Below are 19,733 nucleotides of genomic sequence, written 5' to 3' on the forward strand. Positions count from 1 at the left end.
AACTCACTGACAATCTCTAACATGAAGCAATTTTTAATTGTATCGGCTCTACTTATTCTATTACTTGTGCTGGCGCTCTATTCAGGTCAGCCAAGCCCCAATAACTATTATGATATTGAAGGCTTAACCCTTGAACAGGTAAAACAACAAAGTTCTGCATCAACAAGTGAATCACCTAAACTCGCGATCGCTTTTGGTGGTGGTGGTGTGCGTGGCTTCATGCATTTAGGTGTAATAAAAGCGCTCGAAGAAGCCAATATTAAAGCAGACATTGTTACCGGTACTTCCGCGGGTTCCTTAGCCGCAGCTTTGTATTCATCAGGTATGAGCTATCAACAGATTTCAGATATTGTGCTGAACTTATCCGAAACCGACCTTGCAGATATTGTGGTGAGTAAAGAAGGGCTTATAAACGGCCAATTTATCGCGCAATGGATTAATGAACAAAGCCAACAAATGCCGATTGAAGGGCGAGACATTGCGCTTGGCATAGCCGTAACGGACTTAACTCATGAACAAGCACTGTTGATCGTTGAAGGTGATGCAGGGCATGCCGTGCAAGCTTCAGCGAGTATTCCTGGCGTGATGATTCCAGTGCAAACACCCAATGCCACCTATGTAGACGGCGGCGTTTTAGCGCTAGTCCCGGTGGAGTTTGCTTATGCGATGGGGGCCAATGTGGTGTTGGCGGTAGATATATACTGTGACAGCCCAGAAGGTATGTCACCTAATTTTATCGGCACATTGCTTAACGCTTTTCGTATTCAAGCGTGCAAAATTAATGAGCTAGAAATCGCTCAGGCGGATCACATCATTAGGCCCGTATTTGTTGTTGAAAATTTTCAAAGCTTTGCAGAACGTGATGACATGATAGAACTTGCTTATCAAGAAACGTTAAAAGTTATTCCTGCATTAAAAGCGCAATTGTCGGCGTTTTGATCTACTGTTGTAGCTATCACGTATTAGCAATAAAAATGACAGGATAATGACATGAAAAACATCGTTGTTGCTTTATGTTGCATGTTTTTAATGGCATGTAGCAGTAAATACCCAAATCAAGACGTGACCAATCAAATGTTCCCTCAAGTGACTGGCGAGTCGCTAGAAAAAGAGGCGAAAACACTACCTGATGATTACAGCGGTAAACCCGTGCTATTGCTAGTGGGTTATGTGCAAGACAGCCAATTTGATATCGACCGCTGGCTGATTGGTTTAGACATGACGCAAACCCGTGTTGCTGCAGTTGAAGTCCCTACCATTCAAGGTATGTTTCCGCGTATGTTTTCTACCATGATAGACAACGGCATGCGTCGTGGTATTCCAAAAGAATTATGGGGTGGTGTTGTAACTGTTTACGAGGACGGTGCTACAGTGCAGCAATTTACCGGTAATGAAAGTCCAAACAATGCGCGGATATTGTTACTGGATAAAACCGGCAAAATTGTTTACTTCTACGATCGCGGTTTTTCGGTTGATGCCTTGAATGCGGTAAGAGAGACACTAGCTACGCTTAACTAGCTCGAGCTTTGCGTCGTTTCAAACGGCGCATCGACGCGCCACCGTTTTGCAACATTAGTAAAAATCCGCTCAGCGCAAACAGCACCGAGCAAGCGGAAAAGCTGATCAGTAGCGGATTGTTGAAGTCTTCTCGTTCGTCGTAATCCATAATATGTAGCATCCAAAATACGTCAAAGATGCGCCAGATATCACTTCTTATTGTGGTTAACTGCCCTGTTTGGTTAGAAAAATAAAGCGTTGTTTGCCACATATCATCATAAGTCACTTGCCAAACATCTGCTTTGTAACCTGTTTCTCTGGGACCTCGCGCTAGCAAATCTATCGCTTGGATGTTCGCATCAATCAGAATATGTTCACCGGCAAGTAGGGCAATTTGCTGCTTAGATAACGTGGTGACTTGTTCGCCTGTATCAGCAAAAAAAGCTAACTGTTTGTCGGGCAGCTGCACCAGATAAAGTGGTCGATTAAACAAATGTGTGTATGTAATCTGCTTTACTGTTTGCTGATCGTTTAGCAAGGAATTGATGTTATAGGTGTAGTCATGGGCAACAAAAGGATTAGCCGTTTGTTTGGTTGCTAAGTGCTTACCATGGACTTTTTCTAATGGAATAGCGCTCATCACTAAACCACCAAGGAGCCAAAGTAGTACTTGTATAGCTAATAAATAGCCTGTGATTTTGTGAAAACTTCGTGCTTGCTTATAAACGGCTTTGTTCATTAATGTCCACTGCGATACACGGATACAGCTCCGCTATTGGTTAATGATTGTGGCAAGTCATAGTGCTTATCTAGTAACAAAATCACTTGGCTACCTTCGTTCATCAGTTGTTTAATTGCATCAAACATTGCTGTGCCTATCTCAGTCACTTCATGCTTTTCGGCGTCTCGGCGGGCATATTCAATAAACGACAAAGGGACCTGCTTAATGTAGAACACATCTTCAGCGCTCTGCATGGCTTGATAGCTTGCAAGAGTGAGTTGATCCGGCGACTGGTTCACTTCTATCACACTCAAGTGTCCTTGCTGTGTTGCTAAGGGTTGATTTAACTGATGCTCTAACAGCGATTGTGCTCGCTCATTTTGTCCGGACAACACTGCTTGACCAATCTCGCCATCAAATACGCCTTGCCAAAATTGTCTGCGCTGTTCAACACTGTTAAGGGCATTTTGCACTCGCTCTCTGTTGTGAAAACTAAACTCTGCTAATAAACCAAAACCACTAGGTAATCGTGTTTCTATTTGTTCTTTTAACTGGCGTAACAATAACGGCGAACTGCCTGAACTAGACAGCGCAACAATCATAGGGTCACGGTCAATAATTGCTGGCGTAATAAAATCACAAATTGCTGGTTGGTCTACAACATTAACCCATTTATCGAGTTGCTGACATTCTTCGGCGACTGCCTTGTTGACGGCTTCATCGTCTGTTGCCGCTATAACTATAGTAAAGGGTTGCAAATGTCCCGGTTGGTAGTTTTGAGCGATATGGGAGATGTTGTTACTTTTTACTAGTTGCTGCACACGCTCCGTTAGCGCCGCCGCCATAACGGTGATGTTTTGCGTCGCTTTTAAATACAATTCAACTTTTCGCGCTGCCACGCTACCGCCGCCAATGATGATGACATTGAGCTTGGATTGGTCGATAAAAATGGGAAAATATTTCATGCCAAAAGCATACCGTTTGCACAGCTAATTACAAGATAGACGTTATATCAAGTGACAAGCCGTTATACCTTTTGTGGTAATTTTATTACTAGGTGTTTTAGAGCTGCGTTTGCTAAAATAGCGGCCAAAGCTTTATAAAAACCCCATTTAATCTATGCCTTGGATCCAATTACGCTTAAGTGCAAACGAAGAAACTGCTGAAAAGTATAGCGACTGGTTGTCTGCTTGCGGTGCTCAAGCAGTGACCTTTATCGATGCTAAAGATACGCCTATTTATGAGCCATTACCAGGTGATGAAGTGACCTACTGGTCTAACACGGTAGTGATGGGCTTATACGATGCAAGCCATGATATGGACAAAGTACTGTCGTATCTTAAAAGCATTCATCCTGACAAAGATGAGATGCAATACAAACTAGAGCAATTGGAAGATAAAGATTGGGAAAGAGAATGGATGGATAATTTCCATCCAATGAAATTCGGTCAACGTTTGTGGATTTGTCCAAGTTGGCGAGAAATTCCTGAGCCTGATGCGGTCAATGTTATGTTAGATCCAGGCTTAGCCTTTGGTACAGGTACTCACCCAACCACATCTTTGTGTCTAACTTGGTTAGATGGTTTGGACTTAACTGGCAAAACTGTCGTCGATTTTGGTTGCGGTAGCGGTATTTTGTCATTAGCAGCCTTAAAGCTTGGCGCTGAAAAAGTTATCGGTATCGATATTGACCCGCAGGCGCTTCAGGCAAGTCGTGAAAACGCCAAACGCAATAATGTCGAAGATCGTCTAGAACTATACCTTCCTAAAGACCAACCCCAATTTGAAGCCGATGTTGTTGTTGCAAATATCTTAGCGGGTCCATTGCGTGAATTAGCGCCGGTAATTACGGCATATGCTAAACCTAATGGCTTACTTGCGCTGTCTGGCGTGTTAGAAGAACAAGCTACTAATTTACTCGAAATCTATGGTCAAAACTGCACTATGGATCCAATTGCTGTGCAAGAAGAATGGGTAAGATTGTCAGGTAAAAAACGTTAATTGATTTTTCAATTCGGTTAAATATTGTACAAAACAGGCGTTTATAAAAAGTCAATATCATTTTGATGAAAAAAAACGACATTTGTACAATTTCTATCCTTTTCAAGTGGCCAAAAAACACGTAAACTTAGCGCCCTTTTGAACGAGAGCTCAAAATTTAGTCAGTTGTGAAGATAGGTCCATATACATTACCTAGTAATGTTTTTTTAGCGCCAATGGCGGGCATTACAGACCAACCCTTTAGGCGACTATGTTGTCAACTTGGGGCTGGGTTAGCTGTATCTGAAATGCTTTCAGCCAATCCTAAAGTTTGGAACACTGACAAATCGAGACTACGCATGGTGCATAGTAGCGAAGCAGGAGTAAGATCTGTGCAGATTGCAGGATCTGATCCAGCAGAACTTGCGCATGCAGCTCAGTTCAATGCCGAAAATGGTGCACAGATTATTGATATCAATATGGGGTGCCCAGCTAAGAAGGTAAATAAGAAGCTGGCGGGTTCTGCATTATTAAAAGAACCAAGTCTAGTGGAAGCAATTGTTAAATCAGTTGTTGATGCAGTTGATATTCCTGTGACGTTAAAAATTCGCACTGGTTGGTGTGAAAATACGCGGAATGGGGTAGAGATTGCTCAAATTGCAGAGCGCAATGGTATTCAATCATTGGCTGTGCATGGTCGCACTCGGTCTGACTTTTATAAAGGTAACGCCGAATACGACACCATTAAAGCGATTAAACAGTCGATTTCTATACCGGTTGTAGCAAACGGCGACATTGACTCTGCTCATAAGGCAGAACAAGTGCTTGATTACACCGGGGCTGACGCTGTCATGATTGGCAGAGCAGCGCAGGGACGTCCTTGGATTTTCCGTGAGATAAATCATTATTTATCAACTGGTCACTTAATGGATAGCCCATCTTTAATGGAACAACGCGATATTTTATTGTCGCATGTAAGGGAACTACATAGCTTTTATGGCGATTTCATGGGTGTACGCATTGCCCGTAAACATGTGTCTTGGTATCTCCAAGTACATGATGAAGAAAAAGCGTTTAGGTCGAAGTTCAATGCGCTTGAGAGTTGCGAAGAGCAATTATCTGCATTGAAGTTGTATTTTGATAATTTGATTAATTAAGAGTTGAAGTTAGATGTTCGAACAAAATATTTCCTCTCCATTTATTACTGGTGATTTACAAACACAAACTAAGGCGTCACCATTGCGTGCGCAAGCTAAAGTAGCGATTAAAAACTACTTGTCTCAATTAAATGGAAACGATGTGGACGATATGTATGAATTAGTATTGTCTGAAATTGAAGCGCCGATGTTAGAGGAAGTAATGCAATATACGCGCGGCAACCAAACGCGTGCGGCCAACTTACTAGGCATCAATCGCGGTACTTTACGTAAAAAATTGAAAAAGTACGGCATGAACTAAGATTTGGCAGGACTAACCTGCCTTAAAAAGCACCCTCGGGTGCTTTTTTGTTTACTACTGCTAAGTAATCATAATGGTCAGCTTAGCAACGCAGCAATAGCTGCATCATTTTTGCAAACGTTATATATAGGTATATAAAACAAAATGAACACACCACGCCCTATCAATAGAGCACTATTAAGTGTTTCTGATAAAACAGGTATTGTTGAATTCGCTCGTGCATTAGCGCAAAAAGGCGTAGAAATTCTCTCTACTGGCGGTACATGTAAACTACTTGCTGAAAACGGCATTCAAGTTACTGAAGTTTCAGATCATACCGGTCACCCTGAAATTATGGATGGTCGCGTAAAGACGCTTCATCCAAAAATCCATGGCGGTATTTTAGCGCGTCGTGGCCAAGATGAAGCAGTAATGGCTGAAAACAACATAGATGCAATCGACATGGTCGTTGTTAATCTTTACCCATTTGCTAATACAGTGGCAAAAGAAGATTGTAGCTTGGAAGATGCGATTGAAAATATCGATATCGGTGGTCCTACAATGGTGCGTGCAGCAGCGAAAAACCACAAAGATGTCACTATCATTGTTAACGCACATGACTATGATCGTGTTCTTGCAGAAATGGATGCAAACGAAGGCTCGCTTACTCATCAAACGCGTTTTGATTTAGCTATTGCTGCCTTTGAACATACTGCACAATATGACGGCATGATCGCTAACTACTTTGGCGCAATGTTACCTGCATATGATGCACAAGAAGATGAAGTGACTAAGTACCCACGTACCTTCAACAGTCAGTTTATTAAGAAACAAGACTTACGTTACGGCGAAAACTCACATCAAAGTGCTGCTTTTTATGTTGAAAGTGCGCCAGAAGAAGCGTCAGTGTCTACAGCTACTCAGCTTCAAGGAAAGGCGTTATCTTACAACAATATTGCTGATACAGATGCTGCATTAGAGTGTGTTAAAGAATTCGACGAGCCGGCGTGTGTTATTGTTAAGCACGCAAATCCTTGTGGTGTTGCTGTATCTGACAACATTTTAACAGCCTACGATAATGCATTTAAGACTGACCCTACGTCAGCTTTTGGTGGCATTATTGCGTTTAACCGCGAGTTAGACGCCGATACAGCGGAAGCAATTGTATCTCGCCAATTTGTTGAAGTAATTATCGCACCAAGCATTTCTGCAGACGCTGCACAAATTGTATCAGCTAAACCAAACGTACGTTTGTTAGAGTGTGGCCAATGGGACACGCAAACAAGCGGTTATGACTACAAGCGAGTTAATGGCGGTATGCTTGTACAAGATCGCGACCAAGGTCGTGTTACGTTAGATGACTTAAAAGTTGTAACTAAGAAGCAACCTTCTGAAGAAGAGTTACGTGACTTATTATTCTGCTGGAAAGTCGCTAAGTTTGTTAAATCAAATGCCATTGTTTATGTTAAAAATAACATGACAATTGGTGTCGGCGCTGGCCAAATGAGCCGCGTTTACTCTGCTAAAGTTGCAGGCATTAAAGCCGCTGACGAAAACCTAGAAGTTAAAGGTTCTGTTATGGCGTCTGATGCTTTCTTCCCATTCCGCGACGGAATTGACGCCGCAGCGGCAGCAGGTATCACTGCGGTAATTCAGCCGGGTGGTTCAATGCGCGATGAAGAAGTGATTGCCGCAGCAGATGAGCATGGCATGGCTATGGTCTTCACCGGTATGCGTCACTTTAGACACTAATATATAAAGAAGTCGCCTTATGGCGACTTCTTTTTAGTTTAACGGTCACTTTCTTACGTTTAAATTCACTGCCTTTGTACGCGTTTTTTGCTATAACTTGTTTTGATAATTTTACCCTTAACAAAACAAGCGGGAATAAAATGAAAACAATAAAAACACTTTTAACAGCTTCTATCGTTAGTTTAATTGCCATGAGCAGCGCGATTGCTGATACATCAAAGTTAGACCAAGCCATAGCAAGCGAAGTGCGTAGCGACAAAAATAAGGCACGTGATGTTTACCGTCACCCTAAAGAAACATTAGCTTTCTTTGGTTTAAGTGATTCAATGACAGTTGTTGAATTAACCCCTGGTGGTGGTTGGTACACTGAAATCTTAGCGCCAACATTAAAAGGCTCTGGTAAGTTATACGGTGCACACTACCCAGATACAGGTGAAGACAACTATTACAGCAACTCGCGCAAGAAGCTTGAAGCGAAAATGGCAAGCAATGCTATTTTCAGCGAAGTTGTATTGACTGACTTCACTCCTCGTCAAGTTAACGAAATTGCTCCGGCAGGCACTGCAGATATGGTTCTAACTTTCCGTAATCTACATAACTGGCGCGAAGACGGTGTTTTAGCTGTTTTTAAAGATGCACACAAAGCGTTGAAAACCGGTGGTGTTTTAGGTGTAGTTGAACATGAATACCCTGCTGACAAAGCATGGGATCCAAAGAAAAGTGGCGGTTACTTCCCGCGCGCTTTAACTATTGAATTAGCGGAAAAAGCAGGTTTTGAATTAGCAGCATCAAGCGATGTCAATGCAAATCCAAAAGATACTGCTGATCACCCGAAAGGTGTTTGGACGCTACCTCCTCGTTTAGCGCTTGGTGATACAGATAAAGAAAAGTATCTTGCGATTGGTGAATCTAACCGCATGACACTTAAGTTTGTTAAAAAATAAGAGTTAGCCGGCTTATCCGGCTATTAGGATCAAAAAATCAATGAATGTTTTAGTTATTGGTAATGGCGGTCGCGAACATGCTCTAGCATGGAAAGCGGCTCAGTCGGCACAAGTAGAAAAAGTTTATGTAGCACCTGGTAACGCAGGAACAGCAACTGAACCTAAGTTGGAAAATGTTGCGATTGGTGTTGAAGATATTGATGCGCTTATCGCTTTTGCAAAAGAAGCCAACATTGCACTTACTATTGTTGGCCCAGAAGCGCCTCTTGTTATTGGTGTGGTTGATAAGTTTACTGAAGCTGGTTTAACTATTTTTGGTCCAACTGAAGGTGCAGCGCAATTAGAAGGGTCAAAAGCTTTTACCAAAGACTTTCTAGCACGCCATAAAATACCAACGGCAGAATACCAAACATTTACTGAGATTGATCCAGCTATTGCATACGTGCAAGAAAAAGGTGCACCAATTGTTGTAAAAGCCGACGGCCTAGCAGCAGGTAAAGGTGTAATTGTTGCCATGACTGTTGCAGAAGCTGAAGAAGCGATTCGCGATATGTTAGCCGGTAATGCATTTGGCGATGCTGGTTCACGTGTTGTTATCGAAGAGTTTCTTGATGGCGAAGAAGCTAGTTTTATCGTTATGGTAGATGGCGACAATATTCTGCCAATGGCAACAAGCCAAGATCACAAACGCGCTTACAATGAAGACAAAGGCCCAAATACCGGTGGTATGGGTGCTTATTCTCCAGCGCCAGTGGTTACACCAGACATTCATAATCGTATTATGGATGAAGTTATTAAACCAACGGTTGAAGGTATGGCAAGTGAAGGTCTTCCGTATACAGGCTTCCTATATGCTGGTTTAATGATCATGGCAGATGGTACGCCAAAAGTTATTGAATATAACTGTCGTTTCGGTGACCCAGAAACCCAACCAATTATGATGCGTTTGCAATCTGATTTGGTTGAGCTTTGTTTACTTGCTTGTAAAGGTGAGCTGGATAAAGGCGAAGCTCAATTTGATCCTAGAGCTGCCGTTGGTGTTGTACTTGCCGCTGGAGGTTATCCAGGTAGTTATGACAAGGGTATCGAAATTAACGGCCTAGAAACTAATACATTAGCGCATGCTAAAACTTTCCATGCAGGTACTGCTTTAAATAATGGTAAAGTCGTGACTGCGGGTGGACGTGTATTGTGTGCAACCGCTTTAGGTAATAGCGTTACTGAAGCACAACAAACAGCTTATGAGCTAGTAGCTCAAATCTCATGGCAAGATGTTATGTTTAGAACCGATATTGCATATCGAGCGATTGCGCGTGAGCAAAACAGCTAAACTGTAAAAAGTCTGTAAAAAAGGTAGCCTTTGGCTACCTTTTTTGTTTTTTATCGAGTTTATTCATACAAAACAGGTTTATTCGAGCGATAAAAATATTAAAAAATAACGTTGGTTATATTTTTATTGTAAAGATCACTTTTTTTACACTTTTCACTAAGTCGCTCTTTATAAAGCACAATAAATACGCGATCTGCGCAAATAAAAAGCGAAAAGTAAAAAAGATCAAAAAAATTAAAAAAAGGGGTTGCATTGACCCAAAAAATCCCTAAAATGCGCATCCACTTCTCGGGGACAAGCCAAGAAGCTGTTTTGATAAGTTTAGTAAGCGAATATGGTTATTAAGCAGTTAACAAAACCTCACAAAATAAATTAAAGTTTTTTTGTGAAAAAGGTTGACATCAAAACAGGGACGCGTAAAATGCGCATCCGCTCTCAACGGTAGAGCACACGCCGAATACGAATGAGATATTCGGTGAGATTCGCAAGAATCGTTCTTTAACAAATAGTTATCAAGCAATTTGTGTGGGCACTCACGTTAATGTTGGTTTTACCAAATAATTAACTCAGTGAGTGACACAAAGTCTAAATCGATATTTTATTGATTAGGCGCTTTTGTCAGTTTTTTGCTTCTGCTTTTTTTAAAAGCGGAGACGATTAATATTCATTGAGCATCGTATCGATTTATCGATACACAAACGATTTTAATTGAAGAGTTTGATCATGGCTCAGATTGAACGCTGGCGGCAGGCTTAACACATGCAAGTCGAGCGGAAACGAAGAGGTGCTTGCACCTCTGGCGTCGAGCGGCGGACGGGTGAGTAATGCTTGGGAATATGCCATAAGGTGGGGGACAACAGTTGGAAACGACTGCTAATACCGCATAATGTCTACGGACCAAAGGAGGGGCTCTTCGGACCTTTCGCCTTTTGATTAGCCCAAGTGAGATTAGCTAGTTGGTGGGGTAATGGCCTACCAAGGCGACGATCTCTAGCTGGTTTGAGAGGATGATCAGCCACACTGGGACTGAGACACGGCCCAGACTCCTACGGGAGGCAGCAGTGGGGAATATTGCACAATGGGGGAAACCCTGATGCAGCCATGCCGCGTGTGTGAAGAAGGCCTTCGGGTTGTAAAGCACTTTCAGTTGTGAGGAAAGGTTAGTAGTTAATACCTGCTAGCTGTGACGTTAGCAACAGAAGAAGCACCGGCTAACTCCGTGCCAGCAGCCGCGGTAATACGGAGGGTGCGAGCGTTAATCGGAATTACTGGGCGTAAAGCGTGCGTAGGCGGTTACATAAGTCAGATGTGAAAGCCCGGGGCTCAACCTCGGAACTGCATTTGAAACTGTGTGACTAGAGTATTGTAGAGGGTGGTGGAATTTCCAGTGTAGCGGTGAAATGCGTAGAGATTGGAAGGAACATCAGTGGCGAAGGCGGCCACCTGGACAAATACTGACGCTGAGGCACGAAAGCGTGGGGAGCAAACAGGATTAGATACCCTGGTAGTCCACGCCGTAAACGATGTCAACTAGTTGTCTGTGCACTTGATGCGTGGGTGACGTAGCTAACGCGCTAAGTTGACCGCCTGGGGAGTACGGCCGCAAGGTTAAAACTCAAATGAATTGACGGGGGCCCGCACAAGCGGTGGAGCATGTGGTTTAATTCGATGCAACGCGAAGAACCTTACCATCCCTTGACATCCAGAGAATTTTCTAGAGATAGATTAGTGCCTTCGGGAACTCTGAGACAGGTGCTGCATGGCTGTCGTCAGCTCGTGTTGTGAAATGTTGGGTTAAGTCCCGCAACGAGCGCAACCCTTATCCTTATTTGCCAGCGAGTAATGTCGGGAACTTTAAGGAGACTGCCGGTGATAAACCGGAGGAAGGTGGGGACGACGTCAAGTCATCATGGCCCTTACGGGATGGGCTACACACGTGCTACAATGGCGTATACAGAGGGCAGCGAGACCGCGAGGTGGAGCGAATCCCAGAAAGTACGTCGTAGTCCGGATTGGAGTCTGCAACTCGACTCCATGAAGTCGGAATCGCTAGTAATCGCGAATCAGAATGTCGCGGTGAATACGTTCCCGGGCCTTGTACACACCGCCCGTCACACCATGGGAGTGGGTTGCAAAAGAAGTGGCTAGTTTAACCTTCGGGAGGACGGTCACCACTTTGTGATTCATGACTGGGGTGAAGTCGTAACAAGGTAACCCTAGGGGAACCTGGGGTTGGATCACCTCCTTATCTTGAAAGGTGAAACAACATTATCGGTCGATAATATAACATCCGTGTTAAATCGACACAGGTACATCCATGTACCAAGAGTGTTCACACAAATTGCTTTGATAACCATTTAGAAATTAAATAAAAGTAATCATCTTGATTGTTTCTATTTAATTTCTTTATGAAATTTTGCTCTTTAACAATTTGGAAAGCTGATATTAATACCCGGTGTTTATAGTGTCGCGCTATAAATACCAACAGATACATAATCTTCCTTGTTATGTATCACGATAAGTTTAACGACTTATCAGATAACGTTTTAATTTATTAAGACGTTCTCAAAATTCTTACTCAAGAAGCTCATTATGAGCGCAATCAGTCCACATACACATCCGTGTTGTTTTAGGTTTTTAGCCGTAAAGCGTTAATGATTTTTTCGTTATCGCCTTATCGCTGACAGCTTACAGCAAATAATCGGTAGATTATTTAGGGTTGTATGGTTAAGTGACTAAGCGTATATGGTGGATGCCTTGGCAGTTAGAGGCGATGAAAGACGTGTTAATCTGCGATAAGCTCAGTTGAGGTGATAAAAACCGTTATAGACTGAGATTTCTGAATGGGGAAACCCACCCGTCATCAGGCGGGTATCTTTATCTGAATTCATAGGATAAAGAGGCGAACCGGGAGAACTGAAACATCTAAGTACCCCGAGGAAAAGAAATCAACCGAGATTTCCTTAGTAGCGGCGAGCGAACGGGAATTAGCCCTTAAGCGGGTGTGCGTTAGTGGAATGTTCTGGAAAGGACAACGATACAGGGTGATAGTCCCGTACACGAAAACAAGCACTTTGTGAAAACGAGTAGGTCGGCACACGTGAAATGTTGACTGAATATGGGGGGACCATCCTCCAAGGCTAAATACTCCTAACTGACCGATAGTGAACCAGTACCGTGAGGGAAAGGCGAAAAGAACCCCTGTGAGGGGAGTGAAATAGAACCTGAAACCGTATACGTACAAGCAGTGGAAGCCCTTCGGGGTGACTGCGTACCTTTTGTATAATGGGTCAGCGACTTATGTTTTGTAGCAAGGTTAACCGATTAGGGGAGCCGTAGCGAAAGCGAGTGTTAACTGCGCGTTTAGTTGCAAGGCATAGACCCGAAACCCGGCGATCTACCCATGGGCAGGTTGAAGGTTGGGTAACACCAACTGGAGGACCGAACACACGTATGTTGAAAAATGCGGTGATGACCTGTGGGTCGGAGTGAAAGGCTAATCAAGCCGGGAGATAGCTGGTTCTCCCCGAAATCTATTTAGGTAGAGCCTCGGACGAACACCATCGGGGGTAGAGCACTGTTAAGGCTAGGGGGTCATCCCGACTTACCAACCCTTTGCAAACTCCGAATACCGATGAGTGCTATCCGGGAGACACACTATGGGTGCTAACGTCCATAGTGAAGAGGGAAACAACCCAGACCGCCAGCTAAGGTCCCAAAGTACTAGTTAAGTGGGAAACGATGTGGGAAGGCCTAGACAGCTAGGAGGTTGGCTTAGAAGCAGCCACCCTTTAAAGAAAGCGTAATAGCTCACTAGTCGAGTCGGCCTGCGCGGAAGATGTAACGGGGCTAAACTAGTCACCGAAGCTGCGGATTTATCCTTTTGGATAAGTGGTAGGGGAGCGTTCTGTAAGCCGTTGAAGGTGTGTGGTAACGCATGCTGGAGGTATCAGAAGTGCGAATGCTGACATGAGTAACGATAAAGGGGGTGAAAAACCCCCTCGCCGAAAGACCAAGGTTTCCTGTCCCATGTTAATCAGGGCAGGGTAAGTCGGCCCCTAAGGTGAGACCGAAAGGTGTAATCGATGGGAAACAGATTAATATTTCTGTACTTCTATATATTGCGAAGGAGGGACGGAGAAGGCTAGGCAGGCATGGCGTTGGTTGTCCATGTGAAAGATTGTAGGCTGGTGACTTAGGTAAATCCGGGTCGCCTTAAGGCTGAGAGTCGAGACGATGTTCTACGGAACAGAAGCTGTTGATGCCCTGCTTCCAGGAAAAGCTTCTAAGCATCAGATATATAGGAACCGTACCCCAAACCGACACAGGTGGTTAGGTAGAGAATACTAAGGCGCTTGAGAGAACTCGGGTGAAGGAACTAGGCAAAATAGTACCGTAACTTCGGGAGAAGGTACGCCGGCTAGGGTGATGGGACTTGCTCCCTAAGCTTTGGTCGGTCGAAGTAACCAGGTGGCTGGAACTGTTTATTAAAAACACAGCACTGTGCAAAATCGAAAGATGACGTATACGGTGTGACGCCTGCCCGGTGCCGGAAGGTTAATTGATTGGGTTAGCTTTGCGAAGCTCATGATCGAAGCCCCGGTAAACGGCGGCCGTAACTATAACGGTCCTAAGGTAGCGAAATTCCTTGTCGGGTAAGTTCCGACCTGCACGAATGGCGTAATCATGGCCACACTGTCTCCACCCGAGACTCAGTGAAATTGAAATTGCGGTTAAGATGCCGTATACCCGCGGCTAGACGGAAAGACCCCGTGAACCTTTACTATAGCTTGACAGTGAACATTGCTCCTACATGTGTAGGATAGGTGGGAGGCTTTGAAGCGCAGACGCCAGTTTGTGTGGAGCCAACCTTGAAATACCACCCTTGTATGCGTGATGTTCTAACCTAGGGCCCTTATCGGGCTTGGGGACACTGTCTGGTGGGTAGTTTGACTGGGGCGGTCTCCTCCCAAAGCGTAACGGAGGAGCACGAAGGTTGGCTAAGTATGGTCGGACATCATACGGTTAGTGCAATGGCATAAGCCAGCTTAACTGCGAGACAGACACGTCGAGCAGGTGCGAAAGCAGGTCATAGTGATCCGGTGGTTCTGTATGGAAGGGCCATCGCTCAACGGATAAAAGGTACTCCGGGGATAACAGGCTGATACCGCCCAAGAGTTCATATCGACGGCGGTGTTTGGCACCTCGATGTCGGCTCATCACATCCTGGGGCTGAAGTCGGTCCCAAGGGTATGGCTGTTCGCCATTTAAAGTGGTACGCGAGCTGGGTTTAGAACGTCGTGAGACAGTTCGGTCCCTATCTGCCGTGGGCGTTTGAGAATTGAAGAGGGCTGCTCCTAGTACGAGAGGACCGGAGTGGACGAACCTCTGGTGTTCGGGTTGTCATGCCAATGGCATTGCCCGGTAGCTACGTTCGGAACTGATAACCGCTGAAAGCATCTAAGCGGGAAACAGGCTTTGAGATGAGTTCTCACTGGACCTTTAAGGTCCCTGAAGGGTCGTTGGAGACTACGACGTTGATAGGCGGGATGTGGAAGCACTGTGAGGTGTTGAGCTAACCCGTACTAATTGCCCGTGAGGCTTAACCATACAACACCTAAATGATTTAGGCCACGTACCATGTTCCAGACAGGTACCTGATGACCTACATCCATGTAGGCCTTGTATGATGATTGATTGAATCGATAAGAATTGAGTATTAGTAGACGCTTTCCAAGTTAACAAGTTTTTGCTTAGCGACAATAGCACTGTAGAACCACCTGATCCCATGCCGAACTCAGAAGTGAAATGCAGCAGCGCCGATGGTAGTGTGGGAGGTCCCATGTGAGAGTAGGACATCGCTAAGCTTCTAATTAAGAGAAAGCCCGCTCATTGAGCGGGCTTTTTTGTTATTAGCGCTTGCATGTCCGTACTCTCGAGTAGGGCTTTTCAGGTTTTCGTAAAGATAAACAATTTTATGTTTACCCTGAAAAGCGGGTTAGCCTCTGGCTTACCCTGGACCTGAGCTAAGCTTTTATTCCTAAGAAAAGCCTGACTTACGTCAGGCTTTTTTTTTGGAATAATTTTAGGATGTCTACTCAGTACATGGGACAGTGTCCTCATGTGACTAAAATATCGGGAATATTTTAGAACGCACTACGTGCGGCCCTTTAGGGTGGAGTACAGGAAGTACGGAATACAAATTTGTCCGGAACAAATTTGAACGCACAATGTGCGGCCCTATAGGGTGGAGTACAGGGAAGTACGGAATACAGTAGGACATCGCGTTATCTCTCGGTCGCAACAATACTTCCATGTATCCTCGCGACATTAGTGAATCCTTTCACGTCAGTAGGGCTTTTCAGGTTTTCGTAAAGATAAACAATTTTATGTTTACCCTAGCACCTAAACTTGCTCCTGCAGATTAGGTATACCGACCATCCATGGCCATATAAGCGGGTTAGCCTCTAGCTTACCCTGGACCTGAGCTAAGCTTTTATTCCTAAGAAAAGCCTGACTTATGTCAGGCTTTGTTTTTTGGAATAAAATTAGGGGCGAGTACGCTAACGCTGACGTATATGGATGTACTAATACTGCGAAAGTATGGATACCAAACAGCAGTGAGAGGGACACGCAGCATAGCTGCTGGGAACAAGGAACGTGGAGTCTTTTTACACACAGCACATAGCTCGAAGCACGCAGCTAAAATAGAAACGATAAAAACATCGTCATCCCGTGATGTCGTTATACGGGATCTCCTACGTTTTTGGTTCGCGTTGCTTAAGGGAACAAGGGACGCAGAGCCTTTTACACCAGCAAGGACTATTATAGATACGAAGTACGAATCGTTTTTCCTTACCGCCTATGGCTTATAGCCTATAGCTATTTGTACTTCCCTTAGTGCAAGCTTTATTCTAGAATGCTTGCAACGTGATTACCCACCAGAGAGCAATTTCTTGCCTTATTTAAGTGCCTACAACTCATTTAACGTCAATGCATATACTAAACAAGTTGCGACGATAGATACTATCGCTGACTTATCCAAGTTAGATGTAAAAGGTTTAACCCCTTTCTATGTCATTGGCGAGGGCAGTAATACATTGTTTGCTTCTGAAGAGGTTTCAAATCTAATAAAAGTTAACTTAAAAGGCATTGATGTCCAGCAGCAAGGCGACGGTCATCTATTAACTGTTGCGGCTGGAGAGAACTGGCATACCTTGGTTGAGCAATGTACCACCAATAACATGCCTGGTATCGAAAATTTAGCGCTTATCCCTGGCAGTGTTGGAGCCGCCCCGGTTCAAAATATCGGTGCATACGGCGTTGAATTTGCCGATGTTTGTCGATGGGTTAAATGGTACGAATTTGCCTCCGGCAAAGTGCATAAGATGAGCAAAGAAGAATGTGAATTTTCCTACCGTGAGAGCATCTTTAAACAGCAGTTAAAAGGCAAAGGGATCATAATAGAGGTCGGTATTTTTCTGAGCCATGCTTGGCAACCTAAGCTGCATTATGCTGGGCTAGATGAACTTTCAATTGACGCGACCCCTGTGCAAGTCATGGAAAAAGTTATCGAAATAAGGCAGTCAAAACTCCCAGATCCAACACTGATTCCTAATGCAGGAAGTTTCTTCAAAAACCCCGTTGTCGAGCGATCGGTTTACGAACAACTAGTTGCTAAGTTCGGCGCTATGCCAAATTATCCTGTAGATAAAAAGCACATCAAACTTGCGGCGGGTTGGTTAATTGACCAAGCTGGCTTGAAAGGCTATGCACATGGCAATGTTGCGATTCATGACAAACAGGCGTTAGTGTTAACAAACCCCAACAATGGAAACGGCGAAGAATTAGTCTTGTTGGCTAAGTATGCATTGGAGCAAGTTAAAGACAAATTTGGAATATCGCTCGAACCTGAAGTACGAATGGTGACTGAAAAAGGTGATACACCATATCAAGAGGTGTTGGTATGACAAAAATTATTAAACAAGAGCTCATACATCGTTTAGCTGATGGCCACTTTATCTCAGGGCAAGACATTGCAGATGAGCTTGGTGTTAGTCGTGCTGCGATATCCAAACAGATCAAACTTTTTGCTGACATGGGCTTAGATGTTTTTTCGGTAAAAGGGAAAGGATATAAGCTAAGCGAGCCATTAGATTTACTTGCAAAGGACAAAATATTAGCGCACTTTCCCGTTAAGGCAGACGATATTGATTTAGAAGTGCATAGCTTGATTGATAGCACCAACTCTTTTTTACTTCGAAAATTACCTAATCAATTGAGTATTGGCCACACTTGTGTAGCCGAATATCAAAGCGCTGGCCGTGGAAGGCGAGGCCGTGAATGGGTGTCACCTTTTGGCGCCAATATTTATTTGTCGATGTATTGGCCTGTTGAACAAGGCATGGCTGCCGCTATGGGATTAAACATTGTTGCCGCACTAGCAGTTTCAGATGCTATTAACCAGTTGTTTGGCATTAAAGTGCAGTTAAAATGGCCTAATGATATCTACCTCGATGGTGTAAAACTTGCGGGAATATTAATTGATCTTGAAGGGCAGCCTCTAGAGACTTGCCATAGCGTTATAGGCATAGGATTAAATCTAAATATGCCAGCAAATGTAGCAAACAAGGTTGATCAGCCTTGGACTGATCTGCAGCAACATGTTGGTCGTCCTATTAATCGAAACCAGCTCGTGGCAACGCTGATAATATGTTTATATAAACGTTTAGTTGAACATGCTGAACATGGTCTGACGGACATGGTTTCTGCTTGGCAAAAACAAGATTTCTTTTTTAACAAACCAGTTAATCTAATCACTGGTGACAAGACCTTATTAGGCACGTGCAAAGGTATCAATTCACAAGGTGCTTTGTTGTTAGAATCCGCAGGAGAGTTAAAAACCATCTACGGTGGCGAAGTCAGTCTGAGGGCAGGTAAATGATCGCACTGATTGACGTTGGCAATACCTATTTTAAATATGTGCTTGTCGATGCAGATACCAAACCTAGTTTTGATGTTGGCTACACCGCAGTTAAGCATAACGATGTAAATGAGCAATTACTGTCGACTATTTTAAAAGACGCAACTACGGTTGTTTATGCCAGTGTTTCCAATAAAGTACTCTTGTCTACTGTGACTACTTATTGCCAACAAAATAGCATCGCCTGTATTCATGTAGAAACGTCTGCTGAGGCTTTAGGTGTAAAGAACGCTTATACGGATTTTAGTAAGCTAGGCGTTGACCGTTGGCTTGCATTGATTGCGGCAAAACATTATTTCCCTGATCAGTCCTGCATGATTGTAGATGCTGGTACAGCGACGACTATCGATATTATCAATAGTCAGGGTGTCCATTTAGGTGGTTGGATTTTGCCTGGTCTCGATACTATGGTAAATGCACTACTTCAACATACCGACAAAATAGAAGCTGAGATTGAATACCCGCAGCAAGTAGCATTTGGGCAAAACACCCAAGGTTGCGTCAATAATGGTGTTGTTGCAGCAACCCTAGGTGGAATAGAAAAGGCATACCAAAAGCTTGATAACCAAGATACTAAGCTAGTGATCACTGGCGGTTATGGTGAACTTTTATCTTCTCAATTGACTATTGATTCGATTTTGGAACCAATGCTTGTTTTTAAAGGGCTGTATCAGTTTAAGGATTAACGATTTCTTATAATTAGACATCGTTAATTTCACCTCTAATTCACAATTGCGTTGAAAAAATCAGCAAACATAGAAAATAGGCATTTTTTTTGGGCTCAGCTATTGCAAGGCGTCTTACATTGCACTAGAATTCGCTCCACTTAATGTAGTGCCGACTTAGCTCAGTTGGTAGAGCAACTGACTTGTAATCAGTAGGTCGCCAGTTCGACTCCGGCAGTCGGCACCATTAATCTTCGTAAGAAGAGTTGAAAATTTGGAGGGGTTCCCGAGTGGCCAAAGGGATCAGACTGTAAATCTGACGGCTCCGCCTTCGGTGGTTCGAATCCACCTCCCTCCACCATTTTCCTTAGCAACGCGTTAGCGGTGCTAGGTGATGGGATTTGGATGAGAACACTGTTCGCCA

General features: G+C 43.9%; 13 protein-coding genes, 2 tRNA genes and 3 rRNA genes. 16 read left to right on the forward strand and 2 right to left on the reverse strand.

Going from position 1 to position 19,733, the window contains the following annotated elements; translation table 11 throughout:
• Nucleotides 1-21 precede the first annotated feature (21 nt).
• Together QUD85_RS01495 and QUD85_RS01500 are read left to right on the forward strand one after the other, a co-directional pair.
• Nucleotides 22-939, forward strand: a complete 918-nt coding sequence (locus tag QUD85_RS01495; protein ID WP_143047975.1) for a patatin-like phospholipase family protein — start codon at nt 22-24, stop codon at nt 937-939.
• A gap of 51 nt (nt 940-990) precedes the next feature.
• Nucleotides 991-1,518 (forward strand): hypothetical protein, encoded by a 528-nt coding sequence (locus QUD85_RS01500; protein ID WP_093331924.1) that lies wholly within the window; start codon nt 991-993, stop codon nt 1,516-1,518.
• Here QUD85_RS01500 and QUD85_RS01505 read toward each other — a convergent pair.
• Both QUD85_RS01505 and QUD85_RS01510 read right to left on the reverse strand, forming a co-directional pair.
• Nucleotides 1,511-2,236: a hypothetical protein gene (locus QUD85_RS01505; protein ID WP_093331921.1), complete on the reverse strand. Its 726-nt coding sequence runs from the start codon at nt 2,234-2,236 to the stop codon at nt 1,511-1,513. The two genes, QUD85_RS01500 and QUD85_RS01505, sit on opposite strands and share 8 nt — an antisense overlap.
• Nucleotides 2,236-3,183 carry a precorrin-2 dehydrogenase/sirohydrochlorin ferrochelatase family protein gene (locus QUD85_RS01510; RefSeq protein WP_093331917.1) on the reverse strand — a complete coding sequence of 316 codons (948 nt, stop codon included), beginning with the start codon at nt 3,181-3,183 and terminating at the stop codon, nt 2,236-2,238. Before QUD85_RS01510 ends, QUD85_RS01505 begins: the two co-directional genes overlap by 1 nt.
• A 154-nt stretch (nt 3,184-3,337) precedes the next feature.
• Here QUD85_RS01510 and prmA point away from each other — a divergent pair, with 154 nt between their 5' ends.
• The 14 genes from prmA (at nt 3,338) to QUD85_RS01580 (ending at nt 19,670) form a co-directional block, all read left to right on the forward strand.
• Nucleotides 3,338-4,219 (forward strand): 50S ribosomal protein L11 methyltransferase, encoded by an 882-nt coding sequence (prmA, locus tag QUD85_RS01515; protein ID WP_093331914.1) that lies wholly within the window; start codon nt 3,338-3,340, stop codon nt 4,217-4,219.
• A gap of 167 nt (nt 4,220-4,386) precedes the next feature.
• Nucleotides 4,387-5,355, forward strand: coding sequence for a tRNA dihydrouridine synthase DusB (gene dusB, locus QUD85_RS01520; protein WP_093331911.1), 969 nt, complete (start codon nt 4,387-4,389; stop codon nt 5,353-5,355).
• 13 nt (nt 5,356-5,368) lie between these two features.
• Nucleotides 5,369-5,656 carry a DNA-binding transcriptional regulator Fis gene (gene fis / locus QUD85_RS01525; protein ID WP_093331909.1) on the forward strand — a complete coding sequence of 96 codons (288 nt, stop codon included), beginning with the start codon at nt 5,369-5,371 and terminating at the stop codon, nt 5,654-5,656.
• A 144-nt stretch (nt 5,657-5,800) separates the two neighbouring features.
• Nucleotides 5,801-7,387: a bifunctional phosphoribosylaminoimidazolecarboxamide formyltransferase/IMP cyclohydrolase gene (purH, locus tag QUD85_RS01530; protein ID WP_093331906.1), complete on the forward strand. Its 1,587-nt coding sequence runs from the start codon at nt 5,801-5,803 to the stop codon at nt 7,385-7,387.
• 140 nt (nt 7,388-7,527) lie between these two features.
• Nucleotides 7,528-8,331: a class I SAM-dependent methyltransferase gene (locus tag QUD85_RS01535; RefSeq protein ID WP_093331904.1), complete on the forward strand. Its 804-nt coding sequence runs from the start codon at nt 7,528-7,530 to the stop codon at nt 8,329-8,331.
• A 40-nt stretch (nt 8,332-8,371) separates the two neighbouring features.
• Entirely contained in the window at nt 8,372-9,661 is a 1,290-nt protein-coding gene (gene purD / locus QUD85_RS01540; protein ID WP_093331902.1) for a phosphoribosylamine--glycine ligase, read from the forward strand.
• Between the two features lie 705 nt (nt 9,662-10,366).
• A 16S ribosomal RNA gene (locus tag QUD85_RS01545) occupies nt 10,367-11,909 on the forward strand.
• 477 nt (nt 11,910-12,386) lie between these two features.
• Nucleotides 12,387-15,271 (forward strand): 23S ribosomal RNA (locus QUD85_RS01550).
• A 142-nt stretch (nt 15,272-15,413) separates the two neighbouring features.
• Nucleotides 15,414-15,528 (forward strand): 5S ribosomal RNA (gene rrf / locus QUD85_RS01555).
• Together the 16S, 23S and 5S rRNA genes form the textbook arrangement of a ribosomal RNA operon.
• Before the next feature lie 1,056 nt (nt 15,529-16,584).
• A complete protein-coding gene (murB, locus tag QUD85_RS01560) occupies nt 16,585-17,631 on the forward strand; it encodes a UDP-N-acetylmuramate dehydrogenase (RefSeq protein ID WP_286219619.1) in 1,047 nt (348 codons plus the stop codon).
• On the forward strand, nt 17,628-18,605 hold the full coding sequence (gene birA / locus QUD85_RS01565; RefSeq protein WP_093332479.1) for a bifunctional biotin--[acetyl-CoA-carboxylase] ligase/biotin operon repressor BirA: 978 nt from the start codon (nt 17,628-17,630) through the stop codon (nt 18,603-18,605). The genes murB and birA overlap by 4 nt, the downstream gene beginning before the upstream one ends.
• The gene (locus tag QUD85_RS01570; protein WP_093332477.1) at nt 18,602-19,330 is read left to right on the forward strand and encodes a type III pantothenate kinase; all 729 of its coding nucleotides are present in this window, start codon (nt 18,602-18,604) and stop codon (nt 19,328-19,330) included. The genes birA and QUD85_RS01570 overlap by 4 nt, the downstream gene beginning before the upstream one ends.
• A gap of 150 nt (nt 19,331-19,480) precedes the next feature.
• Nucleotides 19,481-19,556, forward strand: a tRNA-Thr gene (locus tag QUD85_RS01575).
• 29 nt (nt 19,557-19,585) lie between these two features.
• Nucleotides 19,586-19,670 (forward strand) — tRNA-Tyr (locus QUD85_RS01580).
• The last annotated feature ends 63 nt before the right edge of the window (nt 19,671-19,733 follow it).

It is taken from the genome of Thalassotalea agarivorans, assembly GCF_030295955.1.
In the GTDB taxonomy this organism is placed as follows: domain Bacteria; phylum Pseudomonadota; class Gammaproteobacteria; order Enterobacterales; family Alteromonadaceae; genus Thalassotalea_D; species Thalassotalea_D agarivorans.

What these genes read in the sequence shown, in the direction of transcription:
- purH (WP_093331906.1), top strand. Translation starts at nt 5,801, where the DNA reads ATGAACACACCACGCCCTATCAATAGAGCACTATTAAGTGTTTCTGAT.
- QUD85_RS01535 (WP_093331904.1), top strand. Translation starts at nt 7,528, where the DNA reads ATGAAAACAATAAAAACACTTTTAACAGCTTCTATCGTTAGTTTAATT.
- prmA (WP_093331914.1), top strand. Translation starts at nt 3,338, where the DNA reads ATGCCTTGGATCCAATTACGCTTAAGTGCAAACGAAGAAACTGCTGAA.
- QUD85_RS01500 (WP_093331924.1), top strand. Translation starts at nt 991, where the DNA reads ATGAAAAACATCGTTGTTGCTTTATGTTGCATGTTTTTAATGGCATGT.
- birA (WP_093332479.1), top strand. Translation starts at nt 17,628, where the DNA reads ATGACAAAAATTATTAAACAAGAGCTCATACATCGTTTAGCTGATGGC.
- QUD85_RS01495 (WP_143047975.1), top strand. Translation starts at nt 22, where the DNA reads ATGAAGCAATTTTTAATTGTATCGGCTCTACTTATTCTATTACTTGTG.
- fis (WP_093331909.1), top strand. Translation starts at nt 5,369, where the DNA reads ATGTTCGAACAAAATATTTCCTCTCCATTTATTACTGGTGATTTACAA.
- purD (WP_093331902.1), top strand. Translation starts at nt 8,372, where the DNA reads ATGAATGTTTTAGTTATTGGTAATGGCGGTCGCGAACATGCTCTAGCA.
- QUD85_RS01570 (WP_093332477.1), top strand. Translation starts at nt 18,602, where the DNA reads ATGATCGCACTGATTGACGTTGGCAATACCTATTTTAAATATGTGCTT.
- QUD85_RS01505 (WP_093331921.1), bottom strand. Translation starts at nt 2,236, where the DNA reads ATGAACAAAGCCGTTTATAAGCAAGCACGAAGTTTTCACAAAATCACA.
- QUD85_RS01510 (WP_093331917.1), bottom strand. Translation starts at nt 3,183, where the DNA reads ATGAAATATTTTCCCATTTTTATCGACCAATCCAAGCTCAATGTCATC.